The organism is Streptomyces sp. NPDC047014 (assembly GCF_040644195.1).
In the GTDB taxonomy this organism is placed as follows: Bacteria; Actinomycetota; Actinomycetes; order Streptomycetales; family Streptomycetaceae; genus Streptomyces.
The window spans coordinates 93,541-112,581 of the sequence record NZ_JBEYVX010000015.1; the positions used below are offsets into that span (position 1 = coordinate 93,541).

15 protein-coding genes are annotated in these 19,041 nt (G+C 71.3%); 4 read left to right on the forward strand and 11 right to left on the reverse strand.

What is annotated here, in order from left to right:
- Positions 1-24 precede the first annotated feature (24 nt).
- The 4 genes from tal to pgl all read left to right on the forward strand — a co-directional run bounded on the left by tal (position 25) and on the right by pgl (position 4,605).
- Positions 25-1,143, forward strand: a complete 1,119-nt coding sequence (tal, locus tag ABZ873_RS12515) for a transaldolase (protein WP_360869315.1) — start codon at positions 25-27, stop codon at positions 1,141-1,143.
- Positions 1,140-2,675, forward strand: coding sequence for a glucose-6-phosphate dehydrogenase (gene zwf / locus ABZ873_RS12520; RefSeq protein ID WP_360869318.1), 1,536 nt, complete (start codon positions 1,140-1,142; stop codon positions 2,673-2,675). Before tal ends, zwf begins: the two co-directional genes overlap by 4 nt.
- Positions 2,672-3,688, forward strand: a complete 1,017-nt coding sequence (gene opcA, locus ABZ873_RS12525; protein ID WP_360869320.1) for a glucose-6-phosphate dehydrogenase assembly protein OpcA — start codon at positions 2,672-2,674, stop codon at positions 3,686-3,688. Before zwf ends, opcA begins: the two co-directional genes overlap by 4 nt.
- A 137-nt stretch (positions 3,689-3,825) precedes the next feature.
- The gene (pgl, locus tag ABZ873_RS12530; RefSeq protein ID WP_360869323.1) at positions 3,826-4,605 is read left to right on the forward strand and encodes a 6-phosphogluconolactonase; all 780 of its coding nucleotides are present in this window, start codon (positions 3,826-3,828) and stop codon (positions 4,603-4,605) included.
- 56 nt (positions 4,606-4,661) lie between these two features.
- Here the strand turns inward: pgl and pgi are convergent, their stop codons facing one another.
- The 11 genes from pgi to uvrC all read right to left on the reverse strand — a co-directional run bounded on the left by pgi (position 4,662) and on the right by uvrC (position 18,840).
- A complete protein-coding gene (gene pgi, locus ABZ873_RS12535) occupies positions 4,662-6,317 on the reverse strand; it encodes a glucose-6-phosphate isomerase (protein ID WP_360869369.1) in 1,656 nt (551 codons plus the stop codon).
- Between the two features lie 149 nt (positions 6,318-6,466).
- The gene (locus ABZ873_RS12540) at positions 6,467-6,802 is read right to left on the reverse strand and encodes an RNA polymerase-binding protein RbpA (RefSeq protein ID WP_010352468.1); all 336 of its coding nucleotides are present in this window, start codon (positions 6,800-6,802) and stop codon (positions 6,467-6,469) included.
- A 182-nt stretch (positions 6,803-6,984) separates the two neighbouring features.
- A complete protein-coding gene (gene secG / locus ABZ873_RS12545) occupies positions 6,985-7,215 on the reverse strand; it encodes a preprotein translocase subunit SecG (RefSeq protein WP_360869327.1) in 231 nt (76 codons plus the stop codon).
- Between the two features lie 125 nt (positions 7,216-7,340).
- On the reverse strand, positions 7,341-8,117 hold the full coding sequence (gene tpiA, locus ABZ873_RS12550) for a triose-phosphate isomerase (protein ID WP_360869329.1): 777 nt from the start codon (positions 8,115-8,117) through the stop codon (positions 7,341-7,343).
- 6 nt (positions 8,118-8,123) lie between these two features.
- Positions 8,124-9,335, reverse strand: a complete 1,212-nt coding sequence (locus tag ABZ873_RS12555; RefSeq protein WP_360869331.1) for a phosphoglycerate kinase — start codon at positions 9,333-9,335, stop codon at positions 8,124-8,126.
- 127 nt (positions 9,336-9,462) lie between these two features.
- A complete protein-coding gene (gene gap, locus ABZ873_RS12560) occupies positions 9,463-10,467 on the reverse strand; it encodes a type I glyceraldehyde-3-phosphate dehydrogenase (RefSeq protein ID WP_360869334.1) in 1,005 nt (334 codons plus the stop codon).
- A gap of 232 nt (positions 10,468-10,699) precedes the next feature.
- Positions 10,700-13,684 carry a M14 family zinc carboxypeptidase gene (locus tag ABZ873_RS12565; RefSeq protein ID WP_360869337.1) on the reverse strand — a complete coding sequence of 995 codons (2,985 nt, stop codon included), beginning with the start codon at positions 13,682-13,684 and terminating at the stop codon, positions 10,700-10,702.
- Positions 13,685-13,821: 137 nt separating this feature from the next.
- Positions 13,822-14,817 (reverse strand): DNA-binding protein WhiA, encoded by a 996-nt coding sequence (whiA, locus tag ABZ873_RS12570; protein ID WP_037792880.1) that lies wholly within the window; start codon positions 14,815-14,817, stop codon positions 13,822-13,824.
- A complete protein-coding gene (yvcK, locus tag ABZ873_RS12575) occupies positions 14,808-15,863 on the reverse strand; it encodes a uridine diphosphate-N-acetylglucosamine-binding protein YvcK (RefSeq protein ID WP_360869340.1) in 1,056 nt (351 codons plus the stop codon). Before yvcK ends, whiA begins: the two co-directional genes overlap by 10 nt.
- Positions 15,860-16,807 (reverse strand): RNase adapter RapZ, encoded by a 948-nt coding sequence (gene rapZ, locus ABZ873_RS12580; RefSeq protein ID WP_360869343.1) that lies wholly within the window; start codon positions 16,805-16,807, stop codon positions 15,860-15,862. The genes yvcK and rapZ overlap by 4 nt, the downstream gene beginning before the upstream one ends.
- Complete coding sequence (gene uvrC, locus ABZ873_RS12585; RefSeq protein ID WP_360869345.1) at positions 16,804-18,840, reverse strand: excinuclease ABC subunit UvrC; 2,037 nt, start codon at positions 18,838-18,840, stop codon at positions 16,804-16,806. The genes rapZ and uvrC overlap by 4 nt, the downstream gene beginning before the upstream one ends.
- Positions 18,841-19,041 lie beyond the last annotated feature (201 nt).

A 19,041-nucleotide genomic window follows, 5' to 3' on the forward strand; every position in this document is an offset into this window, starting at 1 on the left:
GTACCAGTAGGAGATGCAACTCATATGACAGACGCACTCAAGCGCCTCTCCGACGAAGGCGTGGCGATCTGGCTGGACGACCTGTCCCGCAAGCGCATCACGTCCGGCAACCTGGCCGAGCTCATCGACCAGTCGCACGTGGTCGGTGTCACCACCAACCCGGCGATCTTCCAGAAGGCGATCAGCGGCGGCGAGGGCTACGAGCAGCAGCTCACCGACCTCGCCACCCGCAAGGTCACCGTGGACGAGGCGCTGCGCATGATCACGACGGCGGACGTCAGGGACGCCGCCGACATCCTGCGCCCGGTCTACGACCGCACCGACGGCCAGGACGGCCGCGTGTCGATCGAGGTCGACCCCCGGCTGGCCCACGACACCGCGGCGACCGTGGCCGAGGCCAAGCAGCTCGCCTGGCTGGTGGACCGCCCCAACACCCTCATCAAGATCCCGGCGACCAAGGCCGGCCTGCCGGCGATCACCGAGGTCATCGGCCGGGGCATCAGCGTCAACGTCACGCTGATCTTCTCGCTGGAGCGCTACCGCGAGGTCATGGACGCCTACCTGGCGGGCCTGGAGAAGGCCAAGGCCGCCGGCCTGGACCTCTCCCTGATCCACTCGGTCGCCTCCTTCTTCGTGTCCCGCGTGGACACCGAGATCGACAAGCGCCTGGACGCCGTCGGCACCGACGAGGCGAAGGCCCTCAAGGGCAAGGCGGCGCTCGCGAACGCCCGTCTGGCCTACGAGGCGTACGAGGAGGTCTTCTCCTCCGACCGCTGGACCGCCCTGGAGCGCGCCGGAGCCAACAAGCAGCGCGCGCTGTGGGCCTCGACCGGCGTCAAGGACCCGGCCTACAAGGACACCCTGTACGTGGACGACCTGGTCGCCCCGAACACGGTGAACACCATGCCGGAGGCCACCCTGGAGGCCGCCGCGGACCACGGCCGGATCACCGGTGACACCGTCCGCGGCACCTACGAGCAGGCCCGCGCCGAGCTCGACGCGGTCGCGAAGCTGGGCATCTCGTACGACGATGTGGTGCAGCTGCTCGAAGACGAGGGCGTCGAGAAGTTCGAGGCGTCCTGGAACGACCTGGTGAAGTCGACCGAGGCGGAGCTCCAGCGCCTCGCCCCCACGGAGGCATGACCACTTTGTCTGTAAACGGAGCGAACCCGCTTCGTGACGCACAGGACCGGCGGCTCCCGCGTATCGCGGGGCCGTCCGGCCTGGTCATTTTCGGCGTTACGGGTGACCTGTCGCGCAAGAAGCTGATGCCGGCCGTCTACGACCTGGCCAACCGCGGCCTGCTCCCACCGGGCTTCTCGCTCATCGGGTTCGCCCGCCGCGAGTGGGAGCACGAGGACTTCGCCCAGGAGGTGTACGAGGCGGTCAAGGAGCACTCGCGCACCCCCTTCCGGGAGGAGGTCTGGGCACAGCTGGTGCAGGGCTGCCGGTTCGTACAGGGCGACTTCGACGACGACGCCGCCTTCGAGACCCTGAAGGCGACCATCGAGGACCTGGACAAGGCGCAGGGAACGGGCGGGAACTTCGCCTTCTACCTGTCCGTCCCGCCCAAGTTCTTCCCCAAGGTGGTCCAGCAGCTCAAGGACCACGGCCTGGCCCAGAAGGAGGGCTCCTGGCGGCGCGCCGTCATCGAGAAGCCCTTCGGCCACGACCTCAAGAGCGCCGAGGAGCTCAACAAGGTCGTCCACGAGGTGTTCCCCCGTGACGAGGTCTTCCGCATCGACCACTACCTCGGCAAGGAGACCGTCCAGAACATCCTGGCGCTCCGCTTCGCGAACACGATGTTCGAGCCGATCTGGAACCGGTCGTACGTGGACCACGTGCAGATCACCATGGCCGAGGACATCGGCATCGGCGGCCGGGCCGGCTACTACGACGGCATCGGCGCCGCCCGCGACGTCATCCAGAACCACCTGCTCCAGCTGCTGGCGCTCACCGCGATGGAGGAGCCCGGCTCCTTCCACCCCAAGGCGCTGGTGGCCGAGAAGCTCAAGGTGCTGACCGCGGTGGAGCTGCCCGAGGACCTGGGCAAGCACACCGTGCGCGGCCAGTACTCGGCGGCGTGGCAGGGCGGCGAGAAGGTCGTCGGGTACCTCGAAGAGGACGGCATCGACCCCAAGTCGAAGACCGACACCTACGCGGCCATCAAGCTGGAGATCAACAACCGCCGCTGGGCGGGCGTCCCCTTCTACCTGCGGACGGGCAAGCGCCTGGGCCGCCGGGTGACGGAGATCGCGGTGGTCTTCAAGCGGGCCCCGTACCTGCCGTTCGAGTCGGGCGCGACCGAGGAGCTGGGGCAGAACGCCCTGGTCATCCGGGTCCAGCCGGACGAGGGCGTCACGGTCCGCTTTGGTTCCAAGGTGCCGGGCACCTCCATGGAGGTCCGGGACGTGACGATGGACTTCGCCTACGGCGAGTCGTTCACGGAGTCGAGCCCCGAGGCGTACGAGCGGCTGATCCTCGACGTGCTCCTCGGCGACGCGAACCTCTTCCCGCGCCACCAGGAGGTCGAGCTGTCCTGGAACATCCTCGACCCGATCGAGGAGTACTGGGACAAGCACGGCAAGCCCGCCCAGTACCCGGCGGGCACGTGGGGGCCGGTCGAGGCGGACGAGATGCTCGCACGAGACGGACGGAGCTGGCGCCGGCCATGAAGATCGACCTCACGGATACCAACTCCAGCAGGATCAACGCCGCGATGGTGCAGGCCCGCCGGGACATCGGCACGCCGGCCGTCGGCATGGTCCTCACGCTGGTGATCGTGACCGACGAGGAGAACGCGTACGACGCGCTCAAGTCGGCGAACGACGCGTCCCACGAGCACCCCTCGCGGATCGTCGTGGTCATCAGGCGGGCCAGCCGCTCGCCGCGCAGCCGCCGGGACGCCCGGCTCGACGCGGAGGTACGCGTCGGGGCGGACGCGGGCAGCGGCGAGACGGTGGTGCTGCGCCTGCACGGCGAACTGGTCGACCACGCCCAGTCGGTGGTCCTCCCGCTGCTGCTGCCGGACGCCCCCGTGGTCGTCTGGTGGCCGGACGGGGCTCCCACGGACCTGGCGGGCGACCCGCTCGGCGCGCTGGGGCAGCGCAGGATCACGGACACCTACGCCTGCGAGGACCCGATCCGGATGCTCGGCGCCCGCGCCGGGGCGTACGCGCCCGGGGACACGGACCTGTCGTGGACCCGGATCACGCCGTGGCGCTCCATGCTGGCGGCGGCGCTGGACCAGCAGGCGCTCGCGGTGGTCTCGGCGACCGTCGAGGGCGAGGACGACAACCCGAGCTGCGAGCTGCTGGCCATGTGGCTGGCGGACCGGCTCCAGGTCCCCGTCCGGCGCACGCTGTCGGCGGGGCCGGGGCTGACGGCCGTACGGCTGTCCACCAAGGACGGCGACATCGTCCTGGACCGGGCGGACGGGCACCTGGCGACGCTGTGCATGCCGGGTCAGCCGGACCGCAACGTCGCGCTCAAGCGGCGCGACACGGCGGAACTGCTGGCGGAGGAGCTGCGCCGGCTGGACCCGGACAACACGTACGAGGCTTCGCTGAAGTACGGCGTCTCCCAACTGGCGGCCCCGGACCCGACCCCGGACCCGGAGCCCGCCGCTCCCACGGAGCCCGCTCCGCCGAAGCCGGCCAAGGCAACGAAGAAGGCCCCGGCCAAGTAATCACCCGCTGCGCGGACCCGGTCCTCAAACGCCGGACGGGCTGGAAAATCCAGCCTCGCCGGCGTTTGAGGCGCGGGGTCCGGGGCGGAGCCCCGGTTTCACCACCCCCACACCCACGAAGGCGGCAGCACATGGGTATGACGACTCCCCAAGTCGTCGTCCACCAGGACAAGGAGCTGATGGCCCGGGCCACCGCGGCCCGGCTCATCACGAAGATCGTGGACGCGCAGGCGGCCCGCGGCACCGCCTCGGTCGTGCTCACCGGCGGCCGCAACGGCAACGGCCTGCTCGCCGCGCTGGCCACCGCCCCCGCCCGCGACGCGATCGACTGGCGCCGGCTCGACCTCTGGTGGGGCGACGAGCGGTACGTGCCCGCCGCCGACCCCGAGCGCAACCACACCCAGGCCCGCGAGGCCCTGCTCGACTCCGTGCCCGTGGACCCGGCCCGCGTGCACGCCATGCCCGCCTCGGACGGCCCGTACGGGGCCGACGTGGACGCCGCGGCCGCCGCGTACGCCGCCGAGCTCGCGAAGGCCGCCGGTCCGGAGGACCACGGCCCCGTGCCCACCTTCGACGTGCTGATGCTGGGCGTCGGCCCGGACACGCACGTGGCCTCGCTCTTCCCCGAGCACCCCGCCACCCGCGAGACCGAGCGCACGGTGGTCGGCGTGCACGGCGCCCCGAAGCCCCCGCCCACCCGGATCTCGCTCACCCTCCCGGCGATCCGCGCCGCCCGCGAGGTCTGGCTCCTGGCCGCCGGCGAGGACAAGGCGGGCGCGGTCTCGCTCGCGCTCGGCGGCGCGGGCGAGGTGCAGGCCCCGGCGGCGGCCGCGTACGGCCGCTCCCGCACCCTGTGGCTGCTGGACCGTGCCGCGGCGGCCCAGCTCCCGAGCGGGATGTACCCCCCGGCCTCCTGACCGGAGAACCGCAAGGGCCCGCTCCCCCGTGGGGGAGCGGGCCCTTGCGTTTCGTGTCAGCCGCGGCCGCGCAGCGACCGGTAGGTGCTCACCAGCGCCCGCGTCGAGGCGTCCAGGCCCGGCACCTCGGCGCCCTCGGTCAGGGCGGGCTCCACCCGCTTGGCGAGGACCTTGCCCAGCTCCACGCCCCACTGGTCGAAGGAGTCGATGTTCCACACCGCGCCCTGGACGAACACCTTGTGCTCGTAGAGGGCGATCAGCTGGCCGAGCACGCCGGGGGTGAGCTCCCCCGCCAGGATCGTGGTCGTCGGGTGGTTGCCGTGGAAGGTCTTGTGCGGGACCAGCGGCTCCGGCACCCCTTCCGCCCGCACCTCGTCCGCCGTCTTGCCGAAGGCCAGCGCCTGGGTCTGGGCGAAGAAGTTCGCCATCAGCAGGTCGTGCTGGGCGGCCGGGGCCGCCTCCAGCTCCGCGACCGGCCGGGCGAAGCCGATGAAGTCCGCGGGGATGACCTTCGTGCCCTGGTGGATCAGCTGGTAGTAGGCGTGCTGCCCGTTGGTGCCGGGCGTACCCCAGACCACCGGGCCGGTCTGCCAGTCCACCGGATTGCCCTCGCGGTCCACGGACTTGCCGTTGGACTCCATGTCCAGCTGCTGCAAGTAGGCGGTGAAGCGCGAGAGATAGTGGCTGTACGGGAGCACCGCGTGGGACTGCGCGTCGAAGAAGGCCCCGTACCAGATCCCCAACAGGCCCATCAGCAGCGGCGCGTTCTGCTCCGCGGGGGCCGTGCGGAAGTGCTCGTCCATCAGGTGGAAGCCGGCGAGCATCTCGCGGAAGGCGTCCGGGCCGATGGCGATCATCAGGGAGAGGCCGATGGCGGAGTCGAAGGAGTAGCGTCCGCCGACCCAGTCCCAGAACTCGAACATGTTCGCCGGGTCGATGCCGAAGTCGGTGACCTTCTCGGCGTTGGTGGACAGGGCCACGAAGTGCCGTGCCACGGCGGCCTGGTCCCCGCCCAGACCGGCGAGCAGCCAGCCGCGAGCCGAGGTGGCGTTGGTGATGGTCTCGATGGTGGTGAAGGTCTTGGAGGCGATGATGAACAGCGTCTCGGCCGGGTCCAGGTCCCGGACGGCCTCGTGCAGGTCGGCGCCGTCCACGTTGGAGACGAACCGTACGGTCAGGGCGCGGTCGGTGAAGGCGCGCAGCGCCTCGTAGGCCATGGCCGGGCCCAGGTCGGAGCCGCCGATGCCGATGTTGACCACGTTCTTGATGCGCTTGCCGGTGGAGCCGGTCCACTCCCCCGACCGGATGCGCTCCGAGAAGTCCGCCATCTTGTCGAGGACGGCGTGCACGTGGGGGACGACGTTCTCGCCGTCCACCTCGACCACGGCGTCCCGGGGGGCCCGCAGCGCGGTGTGCAGGACGGCCCGGTCCTCGGTCGTGTTGATCTTCTCGCCGCGGAACATGGCCTCGCGCAGCGCGGCCACGCCGGTGGCGGCGGCCAGCTCGCGCAGCAGGTCCAGCGTCTCGTCGGTCACGAGGTGCTTGGAGTAGTCGATGTGCAGGTCCCCGACCCGCAGGGTGTATCCGGCGCCGCGGCCGGGGTTCTCCTCGAACAGTTCCCGCAGGTGCGTCTGCCCGAGCTCCTCCCGGTGCTTGCCGAGTGCCAGCCACTCCGGCATCCGGTTGAGCTTCGCCCTGCTCTCTGCGTTCATCTCGGACATCAACCCGTCTCTTCCGTCCTGTCGTGCCCCGCCGTGCTCCAACCTAAGGGATCACAAGCGGGACAACACACACAAAGAGGCCCGGTCGCGCAGGAGATGTTCCTGCACGACCGGGCCTCGGGTCCTCGGTGCGCCCCGCGTCAGATCTCGCCCCGGAGCTTGGCCAGGGCCTCGGCGAGGATCGCCTCGCCGTCGGCGTCGGAGCGCCGCTCGCGGACGTACGCCAGATGCGTCTTGTACGGTTCGGTGCGCGGCGGCGCGGGCGGGTTGTCCCGGTCCTGGCCGGCCGGGAACCCGCAGCGCGGGCAGTCCCAGGTGTCCGGCACCTGCGCGTCGCTGGCGAAGCTCGGCTGCGTCTCGTGCCCGTTCGAGCACCAGAAGGAGATGCGCAGGCGGGGCGCGGACTCGCCGCGTTCCGCCTCACCCATCGGGCCCGCTCCGACCCGGCTACCACGGATCGCGTTGCCACTTGCCACGGTCGTAACTCCCTGCGTGATGGTGCCGCGGAGCGTGAGTGGTGATTCCGCCGCGGAGCGCCCAAGTCTACGTAAGGCCCAACGCACGTCCAGTGACCGGAGTTACTGATTCCAGGTCATGGACGCAGGACCTCATGATAGGCCGGGTGATAGCGACCGGAGTGCCCGAATGGCGAGATCCGTCAGCTGTTCGACTTCATCAGCAGGCCGAGCGCGACGATGCACGCGAACCAGAGCAGGCCCACGACGACGGTGATGCGGTCGAGATTCCGCTCCGCGACGGAGGAGCCGCCCACCGAGGACTGCATGCCGCCGCCGAACATGTCGGAGAGGCCGCCGCCCTTGCCCTTGTGCATCAGCACGAGCAGCATCAGCAGGGCGCTGAAGACGATCAGGGCGATCGAGAACCCCATAATCACGGCTGATTCCTACTTTCTGGCGTTTCAGGCTTTCCGGCTTTGCGGGATGTGCGCGGGGGCCAGCGGCTGTGCAGCCTCTGGCCCCCGCAAGGGTACGACGGATCGGTCCTACCGCATACTCACTGGTCGCGGAAGCGGACGATCTTGACGAACTCGTCCACGTCCAGCGCCGCGCCGCCGATCAGGGCGCCGTCGACGTCGGGCTGGGCCATGATCGCCGCGATGTTCCCGGACTTCACGGAGCCGCCGTACTGGATGCGGACCTTGTCGGCCAGCTCCTGGGAGTACAGCTCCGCGAGGCGGCCGCGGATCGCCCCGCAGACCTCCTGGGCGTCCTCGGGGGTGGCGACCTCACCGGTGCCGATGGCCCAGACGGGCTCGTAGGCGATCACGATGGACTCGACCTGCTCGGCCGGCACGTCCTTGAGGCCGCCGTCGACCTGGGCGAGGGTGTGGGGGACCTGCTCGCCGGCCTTGCGGACGTCCAGGCCCTCGCCGACGCACAGGATCGGGGTGATCCCGTGCTTGTAGGCGGCCTTGACCTTGGCGTTGCAGACCTCGTCGTCCTCGCCGTGGTACTGGCGGCGCTCGCTGTGGCCGACGGCCACGTACGCGCACTTGAGCTTGGACAGCATGGGGCCGGAGATCTCGCCGGTGTAGGCGCCGGAGTCGTGCGCCGAGATGTCCTGGGCGCCGTACTTGATCTTCAGCTTGTCGCCGTCGACGAGGGTCTGGACGGAGCGCAGGTCGACGAAGGGCGGCAGGACCGCCACCTCGACGGCGTCGTAGTCCTTGTCGGCGAGCGCGAAGGCGAGCTTCTGGACGTGGGCGATGGCCTCCAGGTGGTTGAGGTTCATCTTCCAGTTGCCCGCCATGAGCGGGGTGCGCGTGGTCATACGGGTTCAGCCCTCCAGGGCGGCGAGGCCGGGGAGCGTCTTGCCCTCGAGGTATTCGAGGGAGGCGCCGCCGCCGGTGGAAATGTGGCCGAAAGCGTTCTCGTCGAAGCCCAGGGTGCGGACCGCGGCGGCGCTGTCGCCACCGCCCACGACGGTGAAGGCGTCGCTGTCGACGAGGGCCTGCGCGATCGCGCGGGTGCCTCCGGCGTAGTCGGGGTGCTCGAAGACGCCCACGGGACCGTTCCAGAAGACGGTCTCCGCGTCCGCGATCTTCGACGCGTACAGCTCACGGGTCTTCGGACCGATGTCCAGACCCTCCTTGTCGGCGGGGATCCTGTCCGCGTCGACGGTGATGAAGTCGGCCGGGGCCTTGGTCTTGAGGTCGGGGAACTCGGCCGAGGCCAGGATGTCCACCGGGAGGACCAGCTCCACGCCGTTGGCCTCGGCGCGGGCCATGTACTCCTTGACGACGTCGACCTGGTCCTTCTGGAGCAGGGAGATGCCGACCTCGTAGCCCTTGGCGTGGAGGAAGGTGTAGGCCATGCCGCCGCCGATGAGCAGGCGGTCGGCCTTGCCCAGCAGCTCGTCGATGACGGCGAGCTTGTCGGAGACCTTGGCGCCGCCGAGGACGACGACGTAGGGGCGCTTGACCTCGGCGGTCAGCTTCTTGAGGACGCCGACCTCGGTGGCGATCAGGAAGCCGGCCGCGTGCGGCAGGCGCGCGGGCAGGTCGAAGACCGAGGCGTGCTTGCGGTGGACGGCGCCGAAGCCGTCACCGACGTAGACGTCGGCGAGCTCCGCGAGCTGGTCCGCGAAGGCGCCGCGCTCGGCGTCGTCCTTGGCGGTCTCGCCGGCGTTGAAGCGGAGGTTCTCGATGACGGCGACCCGGCCGTCGGTGAGGGCCGCGACGGTCTCCTTGGCGGAGGTGCCGACGGTGTCGGTGGCGAACGCGACCTCCGCGCCGAGCAGTTCACCGAGTCGCGCGGCGGCCGGAGCGAGCGAGAAGGCCGGGTCCGGGGCGCCCTTGGGGCGGCCGAGGTGCGAGGCCACGACGACGCGGGCGCCGGATTCGGCGAGCTTCGCGATCGTGGGCAGGACGGCGCGGATGCGGCCGTCGTCGGTGATGGTGCCCTCGGCGAGCGGCACGTTGAGGTCCGCGCGGACGAAGACCCGCTTGCCCTTGACGCCTTCGGCGAGCAGTTCGTCGATCGTCTTCATGTGTTTCTGACTCCTTTGGGCGCCCGTGTCGGGGGCGAAGAACGACTGGCAAGCTACAGGGTCCGGTCCGCGCATCGTCGCGCGGCCCGGACCCTGTGCTTCACATCGTGGTGTCAGCCCTGCGAACTCAGAGCCGGCCGCCGACGAAGACCGTGAGGTCCACGAGACGGTTCGAGTAGCCCCACTCGTTGTCGTACCAGCCGACGACCTTGACCTGCTTGCCCTGGACCATGGTCAGGGAGGAGTCGAAGGTGCAGGACGCCGGCCAGTTCACGATGTCGGAGGAGACGATCGCGTCCTCGGTGTAGTCGAGGATCCCCCGCAGCTGGCCCTCCGCGGCCTTCTGGAAGGCGGCGTTGATCTCGTCGCGGGTGACCTCGCGGTCCAGCTCCAGGACGAGGTCGGTGACCGAGCCCGTGGGGACCGGGACGCGCATGGCGATGCCGTCCAGCTTGCCCTTGAGCTGCGGGAGGACCAGCGCGGTGGCCTTGGCGGCACCGGTCGAGGTCGGGATGATGTTCTCGGCGGCGGCGCGGGCGCGGCGCAGGTCCGAGTGCGGGAAGTCCAGGATGCGCTGGTCGTTGGTGTAGGCGTGGACCGTCGTCATCATGCCCTTGACGATGCCGAAGTTCTCGTCGAGGACCTTGGCCATCGGCGCCACGCAGTTCGTGGTGCAGGACGCGTTGGAGATGACGTGGTGGTTCTCCGCGTCGTACTTGTCCTGGTTGACGCCCATCACGATGGTGATGTCCTCGTCCTTGGCCGGGGCCGAGATGAGGACCTTCTTCGCGCCGGCCGCGATGTGCTTGGCGGCGTCGGCCTTCTTCGTGAAGATGCCGGTCGACTCGATGACGATGTCGGCGCCCAGCTCGCCCCAGGGCAGGTTCGCGGGGTCGCGCTCGGCGAAGGTCTTGAAGGTGTTGCCGCCGACGGTGATCGTGTCGTCGGTGTGGGAGACCTCGGCCTTGAGGCGGCCCAGGATGGTGTCGTACTTGAGAAGGTGCACCAGGGTGGCGTTGTCAGTCAGGTCGTTGACACCGACGATCTCGATGTCCGCTCCCTGCTCCAGGAGCGCCCGGAAGTAGTTGCGGCCAATGCGGCCAAAACCATTGATGCCTACGCGGATCGTCACGAACCGATCTCCTCGTTGGTGCGCCGGTGAGAGCGCCGGCGAGCTGAAATGGGATGTCCCCGACCGCTTACGACCCTACCTCTCCGTGAGCTTGGGGGTGACATCGGTCGGGGCCTGACACTCCCCCCTCTTCATGGGGGCACCCGGCCCGGGGCCCCCTGCCGGAGGGTCCGGAAGGGGGCCCGGGACCTTGGTCCCGGTCACTCAGGGTGAGCGCCGGTGGGGTGGGTGATCAGCGGTGCAGCGCGCGGAGCGCCGTACCGACGAGTAGCGCGCGGTCCTTCGCCGCGGGCAGGTGCTCCAGGCCGAATCCCAGCAGGACCGTGTCACGCGTAGTGACAGCGGCGTAGGACCGGAACAGCTCCCCGGTACGGGCCCAGTCGCCCGGCACCTCGGGACTGCCGGCCGGTGCCCCCTGGGCCGTCCACGCGCCGAGCGAGGACTCGAAGCCCTCCACGGCCCGGTCCGTGCCGCCGGCCGACAGCCGCGCCTCGTCCGCGAAGACCCCGCGGCCGCCCGTGCCGGGGTCGGTGATGGAGGACAGCGAGAGCTCGACGGTGCGGCCCGCGTAGGCGCTCAGGTCGAAGGCGACCTGCTTCCAGCCGCCGGAGGATCCGGTGAAGCTGTGCCAGGCGCCGCTGGTGCCCCGAGGGGAGCAGCCCGCCGCGTCCAGGGTCAGGTAGTGCCGCAGGAACGGGTGGCCGTTGAGGAGGAAGCCCGCCTCGCACTCCTCGGGGACGGCCGGGCTCGACAGCCCGCCGGTGTCGGGCAGCGTGGTCCAGTCCTCGCCCCCCGCGGTACGGGCCTCCAGCACGGCGTGGTCGTAGCCCTCCTCGGTGTTCCAGTTGAGGGCGAGGCTGAGCTGCGGCTTGTCCGCGGCGCTCACACCGGTCAGGTCGACGGTGCGGACCAGCCGCTTCCAGTCGGCGTCGGTGTGCAGCGCGGAGGCCATGCCGGTGCCCGCGTAGGGGGCGTACGGGTTGGTGATCCCGGTGTAGGAGCCGGCCGGGGCGCTCCTGAACTGCGGGAACTGCGCGGGGGCCAGGGTGTCGGAGGTCACCGTGTAGGCGCCGGGTGCGTCGAGCGGGTTGCCGGCGGCGCCGCCGAGGCCGCCGCGTGCGCCCTGGAGGGGTCCGGCGCCGCCGAAGCCGGTGGCGCCGGGGGCGCTGGTGCGGCTGTGGGCGCCGAGCCAGTACTGGCTGAAGTCGTTGGTCACGGCGCGGCCGACCTGGGCGTTGCCGCCCGCCAGTTCACCGGCCTCGATCAGCTTGCCGCCCTCGTTGAGGAAGTCCCGGATCGCCAGCTGGGTCGCGCCGCCGGGGGAGGTCGCGCCGGTGGAGTGGACGGCCGTACGGAAGTGGGAGAGCACGCCCAGGTGGTGCGGGGCACCCTGGACGGCGACGTCCCAGACGGCGGCGGAGCGGCCGTTGGCGCGCAGGGCGTCGACGTATGCCTGGGCGTGCTGCGCCTTGGCGCCCTCCTCGGCGATCACCAGGACCTCGGCGCGGGGGCGTTCGGCCACGGTGTAGGTGAAGTGCTCGCTGGCGACGCGCTTTCCGGTGCGGTCGCGGCCGGTGAACCAGACCTCCACCCGGTCGCCGGGCCGGGTGCCCTTCACTTCGGCGCGGTACTCGTCGAACCAGTTGTTGTCCTCGCCGCCGTAGACCTCGCCGCCCTTCCAGGCTTTCAGGTCCTCGTCGTGCGTGCGGCCGCCGTTGATCCGGTAGGTGAGCTCCTTGTCCCTGAGGGACTTACGGGCCGTGACGGCGACCGGCTGGTCCTCGCCGCGGGCGGCGTAGGAGGTGGTGAAGGGGTCGAGGGTGAAGTCGGCGGCGCTCAGGCCCACGGAGGAGGCCGGGCGGTCGGGGTGCGCGGCGCTCTCGGCGACGGCCAGGGCGAAGGGCACGTTCTTGGCGAACTCGGCCTGGATCAGCTTCTCGTCGTCCGGGAAGTTGAAGCCGGAGGCGCAGTCCTCGGGCCTCCACGGGTCGTCGGGGTCGCTCGCGGCGGCGGTCTGGCAGGTGGTCATCTCCGGCGTGAACATCATGATGCCGTTGACGTTGGCGCCGTGGCCGTCGGCCTCGCCGTTGGTGGTGTACAGCTCGGAGGAGACCTGCGGGTAGTAGCCGGGGACGGCCGGGTTCTCCGGGGTGCCGGCGAGGGCCTTGTAGGCCACGTCGTCGGGGGTGGGGGTGGCCACCTGCCAGCCCACGCCGTAGAGGAGCAGTTCGGCCGCGGAGTGGTAGTTGATCGCGTACGCGAAGCCCACGCGCTTCTCGAAGGCGTCCAGGGCGGTGGTCTCGGGCTCGGAGGACGCCTGGGGGCCGCGGTAGGTCTCGCTCGCCTGGTTCGGTGAGGAACCCTCGTTGTCGTAGCCCCACTTGTAGGCGAAGTTGCGGTTCAGGTCGACGCCGTCGCCCGGTGCGACGCGGCCGTCGCCGTTGTTGTCGCGGAGGTTCTTGCGCCACAGCCGCCGGCCGTCGGGGGCGTGGGTGTAGTCGTAGCCGTCGGGGTTGGCGCTGAGCAGGAACCACAGCTCGGTGGAGTCCACCAGGGCGGTGACGCGGGCGTCCCTGCCGTAGCTGTCGAGGGTGTGGTGCATCAGCCGCCGGGTCATCTCGGGGGTGATCCACTCACGGGCGTGCTGGTTGGACATGTAGAGGACGGAGGGCTTCGCCCCGTCCCGGGTCCTCCCGGCGTTCTTGGTGACCTTGAGGGCGAGGATGTCCTTGCCCTGCACCGTCCTGCCGATGGAGACGACCTTGGTGAGGCCGGGGTGCTCCTGGGCGGTGCGCAGGATCTCCTCCTGGAGCCCGCCCTTGCCGCTGTACGGACGGAAGACCCCGTCCCCGGCGGCCTCGGTCCGGGCCAGGCCCTGGGCGCTCACCTTCCGCTCGGCGAGCTCGACCCCCTGCGCGGTGAGTCCGGCCGCCTGGGCGCCGGTGAGGAAGAGCTCCACGCGGGCGGTGCCGGTCTCCGGGGCGTGCCGGCTGAGTTCGTGGGCGTCCTGGCCGGCGGTGAGGACCAGCGGGACCTGCTCGCGGGTGATGTCGGCCTCGTAGACGCGTACCTCGTCGGCGCCGGAGGCGGCGTCCGGGGCGGCGCCGGACGGGGCGGCGGAGGCGGGCCGGGCCTGGGCGGCCGCGGGTAAGGCGGCGAGTGTGGTGCCGAGGACGAGTGCGCTTGCGGCGAGGATGACTCTCGCGCGGTGACTCATATGCCCCCCTGGGCGTCGTCTGCCACGAAAGGTTCGGACGCCAGACTCAAGACCGGCCCGTGCTCATGTCAATGGGGCATGCGGCGAAGGGGCCCGCACGAATGATCGCGCGGGCCCCTCCTGCCGTAGGACTTCGGCTAACCGGCCATGTTGTCGGCCAATTCCTCGCTGAGGTCGAGGTTCGACTCGGTGCCCGGGATGCCGAGGTCCTGGGCGCGCTTGTCGGCCATCGCCAGCAGGCGCCGGATCCGGCCCGCCACCGCGTCCTTGGTCAGCGGCGGGTCGGCGAGGGCGCCCAGCTCCTCCAGGGACGCCTGCTTGTGCTCCATGCGCAGCCGGCCGGCGGCCGCCAGGTGCTCGGGCACTTCCTCGCCCAGGATCTCCAGGGCGCGCTGTACGCGGGCCCCCGCGGCCACGGCGGCCCGCGCCGAGCGGCGCAGGTTGGCGTCGTCGAAGTTGGCCAGGCGGTTGGCGGTGGCGCGCACCTCGCGCCGCATCCGCCGCTCCTCCCAGGCGAGCACCGACTCGTGCGCGCCGAGGCGGGTCAGCAGGGCGCCGATGGCGTCGCCGTCGCGGACCACGACCCGGTCCACGCCGCGCACCTCGCGCGCCTTCGCGGCGATGGAGAGCCTGCGGGCGGCGCCCACCAGGGCCAGGGCGGCCTCCGGGCCGGGGCAGGTGACCTCCAGGGAGGAGGACCGGCCCGGCTCGGTGAGCGAGCCGTGGGCCAGGAAGGCGCCGCGCCAGGCCGCCTCGGCGTCGCAGGTGGCCCCGGAGACCACCTGCGGCGGCAGCCCCCGGATCGGGCGGCCGCGGCCGTCCACCAGGCCCGTCTGGCGCGCCAGCTGGTCACCGCCGGCCACGACGCGGACCACGTAGCGGCTGCCGCGGCGCAGTCCGCCGGGGGCCATCACCACCAGGTCCGAGGAGTGGCCGAAGATCTCCAGGATGTCCTTGCGCAGGCGCCGGGCGGCGATTCCCGTGTCGAGCTCCGCCTCGATGACGATCCGGCCGCTCACCAGGTGCAGCCCGCCCGCGAACCGAAGGATCGCCGAGACCTCCGCTTTTCTGCAGCAGGTCCGGGTGACGGGGAGCCGGGAGATCTCATCCTTCACCGCTGGCGTCATCGCCATGGGCCGATCCTTCCATGCATCCGAAAAATACGGTCGTACGCGGCGGCCAGCAGCTCCGGGTCGTGCTTGGGAGAGCCGTCCTGCCTGGCCACGGGCGCCAGCTCGACCGCGGCTCCGAACCGTTTCGCGGCATCGGCGAGGGACTCGCGGTCGGGCACGGCGGCCTCGTCGGCCAGCACCACGTCCAGGGCGAGTTTAGGGGCGTGTCGGGCCAAAACCTCCAAATGACGCTGCGGAGAGAAGCCCTCTGTTTCACCGGGCTGCGGCGCGAGGTTCAGCGACAGCACCCGGCGGGCCTTCGTCTCGATCAGCGCGTCCAGCAGTTCCGGCACGAGCAGGTGCGGGATCACGGACGAGAACCACGAGCCCGGCCCCAGCACCACCCAGTCGGCGTCGAGCACGGCGGCGACGGCCTCCGGCACGGCCGGCGGGGCCGCGGGCACCACCTGTACGGACAGCACCTCGCCCGGGGTCAGGGCCACCGTGGCCTGCCCCCGCACGGTGTCGACGTCCTCGGGGCGGTCCGGGTCGTGGCCCCGGACCAGGGCCTGGAGCTCCAGCGGTACGGCCGACATCGGCAGCACCCGGCCCTGCGCGCCGAGCAGCCGGCCCACCAGGTCGAGGGCCTGCACCGGGTCGCCCAGCTGCTCCCACAGGGCGACGATCAGCAGATTGCCGACGGCGTGCCCGTGCAGGTCGCCCTCGGACTGGAAGCGGTGCTGGATGACGCGGGCCCAGGTCTGGCCCCAGTCGTCGTCCCCGCACAGCGCGGCCAGCGCCTTGCGCAGGTCGCCGGGCGGCAGCACGCCCAGCTCCTCGCGGAGCCGGCCGCTGGAGCCGCCGTCGTCGGCGACGGTGACCACGGCGGTGAGGTCACCGGTGATGCGGCGCAGCGCCGCGAGGGAGGCGGACAGGCCCTGTCCGCCTCCGAGCGCGACCACCTTGGGCGCCGCGCCGCGCCGGCGGCCGGCGCGGCCCGCGCCGTCCTCGCCCCGGCCCGGGGTGAGACGGCGCAGCCGGCTCAGCCGCAGGGTGCGTCCGCTCACTCGCGCCCCATGTCCCGGTGGACGACGACGGTCTCGACTCCCTCGGAGGCGAGGCGGGCGGCCAGCTTCTCGGACATGGCGACACTGCGGTGCTTGCCGCCCGTGCACCCGACGGCGATGGTGACGTACCGCTTGCCCTCGCGGCGGTAGCCGGTGGCGATGAGCTGGAGCAGCTCGCTGTAGCGGTCCAGGAACTCCTTGGCGCCGGGCTGGCTGAACACGTAGCCCGACACCTCCTCGTTGAGCCCGGTGAAGGGGCGCAGCTCGGGGACCCAGTGCGGGTTGGGGATGAAGCGGCAGTCGACGACGAGGTCGGCGTCGACGGGCAGGCCGTACTTGAAGCCGAAGGACATGACGGTGGCCCGCAGCTCGGGCTCCTCGTCCCCGGCGAACTGGGCGTCCATCTTGGCGCGCAGCTCGTGCACGTTGAGGCTGGAGGTGTCGATCACCAGGTCGGCGTCGCCGCGCAGCTCGCGCAGCAGGTCGCGCTCGGCGGCGATGCCGTCGGTGATGCGGCCGTCGCCCTGGAGCGGGTGCGGGCGGCGGACCGACTCGAAGCGGCGGACCAGCGCGTCGTCGGAGGACTCCAGGAAGACGATGCGGCGGGTGACGCCCTTGCTGTCGAGGTCGGCCAGGGACTCGCGCAGCGCGTCGAAGAACTGCCGGCCGCGGACGTCGACGACGACGGCGATCCGGGCCACGTTGCCCTGGGAGCGGGCGCCGAGCTCCACCATGGTGGGGATCAGCGCCGGCGGGAGGTTGTCGACGACGAACCAGCCGAGGTCCTCCAGACACTTGGCCGCCGTGCTGCGGCCGGCGCCGGACATGCCGGAGATGATCACCAGCTCGGGGATGGCCGCCTCGGCGGTCTCACCGGGCTCCACTGTCGTGCCCGTACTCACCTGTGCTCCGTCTCGGTCGTGCGTGCTGTTCGGGTCGGTCATTGCTCGGTCCCCCGTTCGGACGGTGTCCCCCGGCTGCCGTCGGGGGCGCCCCCGCCCGCGGGGGCGGGGGGCTCATCCTCAATGATCTCTCCTGTGGCCGTGTTGACGGCAGGACCGGCCGGGACCGCGCCGGCGAGGGCCGCGGCGACGATCTCGGCCGTCTTGCGGCCCACGCCGGGTACCTCGCAGATCTGCTCGATTGTCGCCTGTCTCAGCTTCTTCACCGAACCGAAGTGCTTCACCAGGGCGTGCTTGCGGCTCTCGCCGAGGCCCGGCACCTCGTCCAGCGGTCCGGATTTCAGGCGCTTGGCGCGCTTGCCGCGCTGGTACTGGAGGGCGAAGCGGTGGGCTTCGTCACGCACCCGCTGGAGCAGGTACAGCCCCTCACTCGTACGGGGCAGCACGACGGGGTCGTCCTCGCCGGGCAGCCAGACCTCCTCCAGCCGCTTGGCCAGCCCGCACACGGCCACGTCGTCGACGCCCAGCTCCTCCAGGGCCCGCTTGGCGGCGGCCACCTGCGGCTGCCCGCCGTCGACGACGACGAGCTGCGGGGGGTAGGCGAAGCGCTTGGGCCTGCCGTCGTCCTCGGGGGCCGGTCCCTCGCCCTCCTCGGCCTCCCACTCGCCCGTCTTCAGCTTCTCCTGGAGGTAGCGGCGGAAGCGCCGGGAGACCACCTCGTGCATGGAGCGGACGTCGTCCTGGCCGGCGAAGGACTTGATCTGGAAGCGCCGGTACTCGCTCTTGCGGGCGAGCCCGTCCTCGAAGACGACCATGGACGCCACCACGTCGTCGCCCTGGAGGTGGGAGATGTCGAAGCACTCGATGCGCAGCGGCGCGCCGTCCAGGTCCAGGGCCTCCGCGATCTCCTCCAGGGCCCGGGAGCGGGTGGTGAGGTCGCTGGCGCGCTTGGTCTTGTGCAGGGCGAGGGACTGCAGCGCGTTGCGGTGGACGGTCTCCATGAGGGCCTTCTTGTCACCGCGCTGCGGTATCCGCAGGCCGACCTGCGAGCCGCGGCGCTCCGCGAGCCACTGGGCCAGGGCCTGGGTGTCCTCGGGCAGGGCGGGGACCAGCACCTCCTTGGGCACGGACTCGCCCTTCTCCTCGCCGTAGAGCTGCTGGAGGGCGTGCTCGACGAGCCCGGCGGTGTCGACGGCCTCCACCTTGTCGGTGACCCAGCCGCGCTGGCCGCGCACCCGGCCGCCGCGGACGTGGAAGATCTGCACGGCGGCTTCGAGCTCGTCCTCGGCGACGGCGATCAGGTCGGCGTCGGTGGCGTCGGCCAGCACGACGGCGTTCTTCTCCATGGCCCGGCGCAGCGCCCCGATGTCGTCGCGCAGCCGGGCGGCCTTTTCGTACTCCATCTCCTCGGCGGCGGCGTGCATCTCCTTCTCCAGCCGGGAGAGGTAGGCGCCGGTGCGGCCGGCCATGAAGTCGCAGAACTCCTCGGCCAGTTCGCGGTGCTCCTCGGGGGTGACGCGGCCGACGCAGGGCGCGGAGCACTTGCCGATGTAGCCGAGCAGGCAGGGGCGGCCGATCTGCGCGGAGCGCTTGAACACCCCGGCGGAGCAGGTGCGTACGGGGAAGACGCGCAGCATCAGGTCGACGGTCTCGCGGATGGCCCAGGCGTGGGCGTAGGGGCCGAAGTAGCGCACGCCCTTGCGCTTGGGGCCGCGCATGACCTGGACCCGCGGGTACTCCTCGTTCAGGGTGACGGCGAGGGAGGGGTAGCTCTTGTCGTCCCGGTACTTGACGTTGAACCGGGGGTCGTACTCCTTGATCCAGGAGTACTCCAGCTGGAGCGCCTCGACCTCGGTGGAGACCACGGTCCACTCGACGGACGCGGCGGTGGTCACCATGGTGGCGGTACGGGGGTGCAGCCCGGCGACGTCCTGGAAGTAACTGGCCAGGCGCTGGCGCAGGCTCTTGGCCTTCCCGACGTAGATCACCCGGCGGTGCTCGTCGCGGAACCGGTAGACCCCCGGGGAGTCGGGGACCTGTCCCGGCTGGGGGCGATAACTGGAAGGGTCGGCCATGCCGCCCACCCTACTGTCGCCCACCGACAACCCCACGTACCGTCCGACGCCGCCCTCGCCGCCACTTCCAGCCCCGCCGGCGTTTGAGCCTCCAGGCTGCGCGGTATGCGCACCGACTCCGACCACTCCGCGTCCTCGCCCTGCCGCGGCCCCCGGGTGTCGATCTCCACGGCCACCGCCTGCTCGGGCCAGTAGGCGTCC

Coding starts and splice junctions, on each gene's coding strand:
- tal (WP_360869315.1), top strand. CDS start 25: ATGACAGACGCACTCAAGCGCCTCTCCGACGAAGGCGTGGCGATCTGG.
- zwf (WP_360869318.1), top strand. CDS start 1,140: ATGACCACTTTGTCTGTAAACGGAGCGAACCCGCTTCGTGACGCACAG.
- opcA (WP_360869320.1), top strand. CDS start 2,672: ATGAAGATCGACCTCACGGATACCAACTCCAGCAGGATCAACGCCGCG.
- pgl (WP_360869323.1), top strand. CDS start 3,826: ATGACGACTCCCCAAGTCGTCGTCCACCAGGACAAGGAGCTGATGGCC.
- pgi (WP_360869369.1), bottom strand. CDS start 6,317: ATGAACGCAGAGAGCAGGGCGAAGCTCAACCGGATGCCGGAGTGGCTG.
- secG (WP_360869327.1), bottom strand. CDS start 7,215: ATGGGGTTCTCGATCGCCCTGATCGTCTTCAGCGCCCTGCTGATGCTG.
- tpiA (WP_360869329.1), bottom strand. CDS start 8,117: ATGACCACGCGCACCCCGCTCATGGCGGGCAACTGGAAGATGAACCTC.
- ABZ873_RS12555 (WP_360869331.1), bottom strand. CDS start 9,335: ATGAAGACGATCGACGAACTGCTCGCCGAAGGCGTCAAGGGCAAGCGG.
- ABZ873_RS12565 (WP_360869337.1), bottom strand. CDS start 13,684: ATGAGTCACCGCGCGAGAGTCATCCTCGCCGCAAGCGCACTCGTCCTC.
- whiA (WP_037792880.1), bottom strand. CDS start 14,817: ATGGCGATGACGCCAGCGGTGAAGGATGAGATCTCCCGGCTCCCCGTC.
- rapZ (WP_360869343.1), bottom strand. CDS start 16,807: ATGACCGACCCGAACAGCACGCACGACCGAGACGGAGCACAGGTGAGT.
- uvrC (WP_360869345.1), bottom strand. CDS start 18,840: ATGGCCGACCCTTCCAGTTATCGCCCCCAGCCGGGACAGGTCCCCGAC.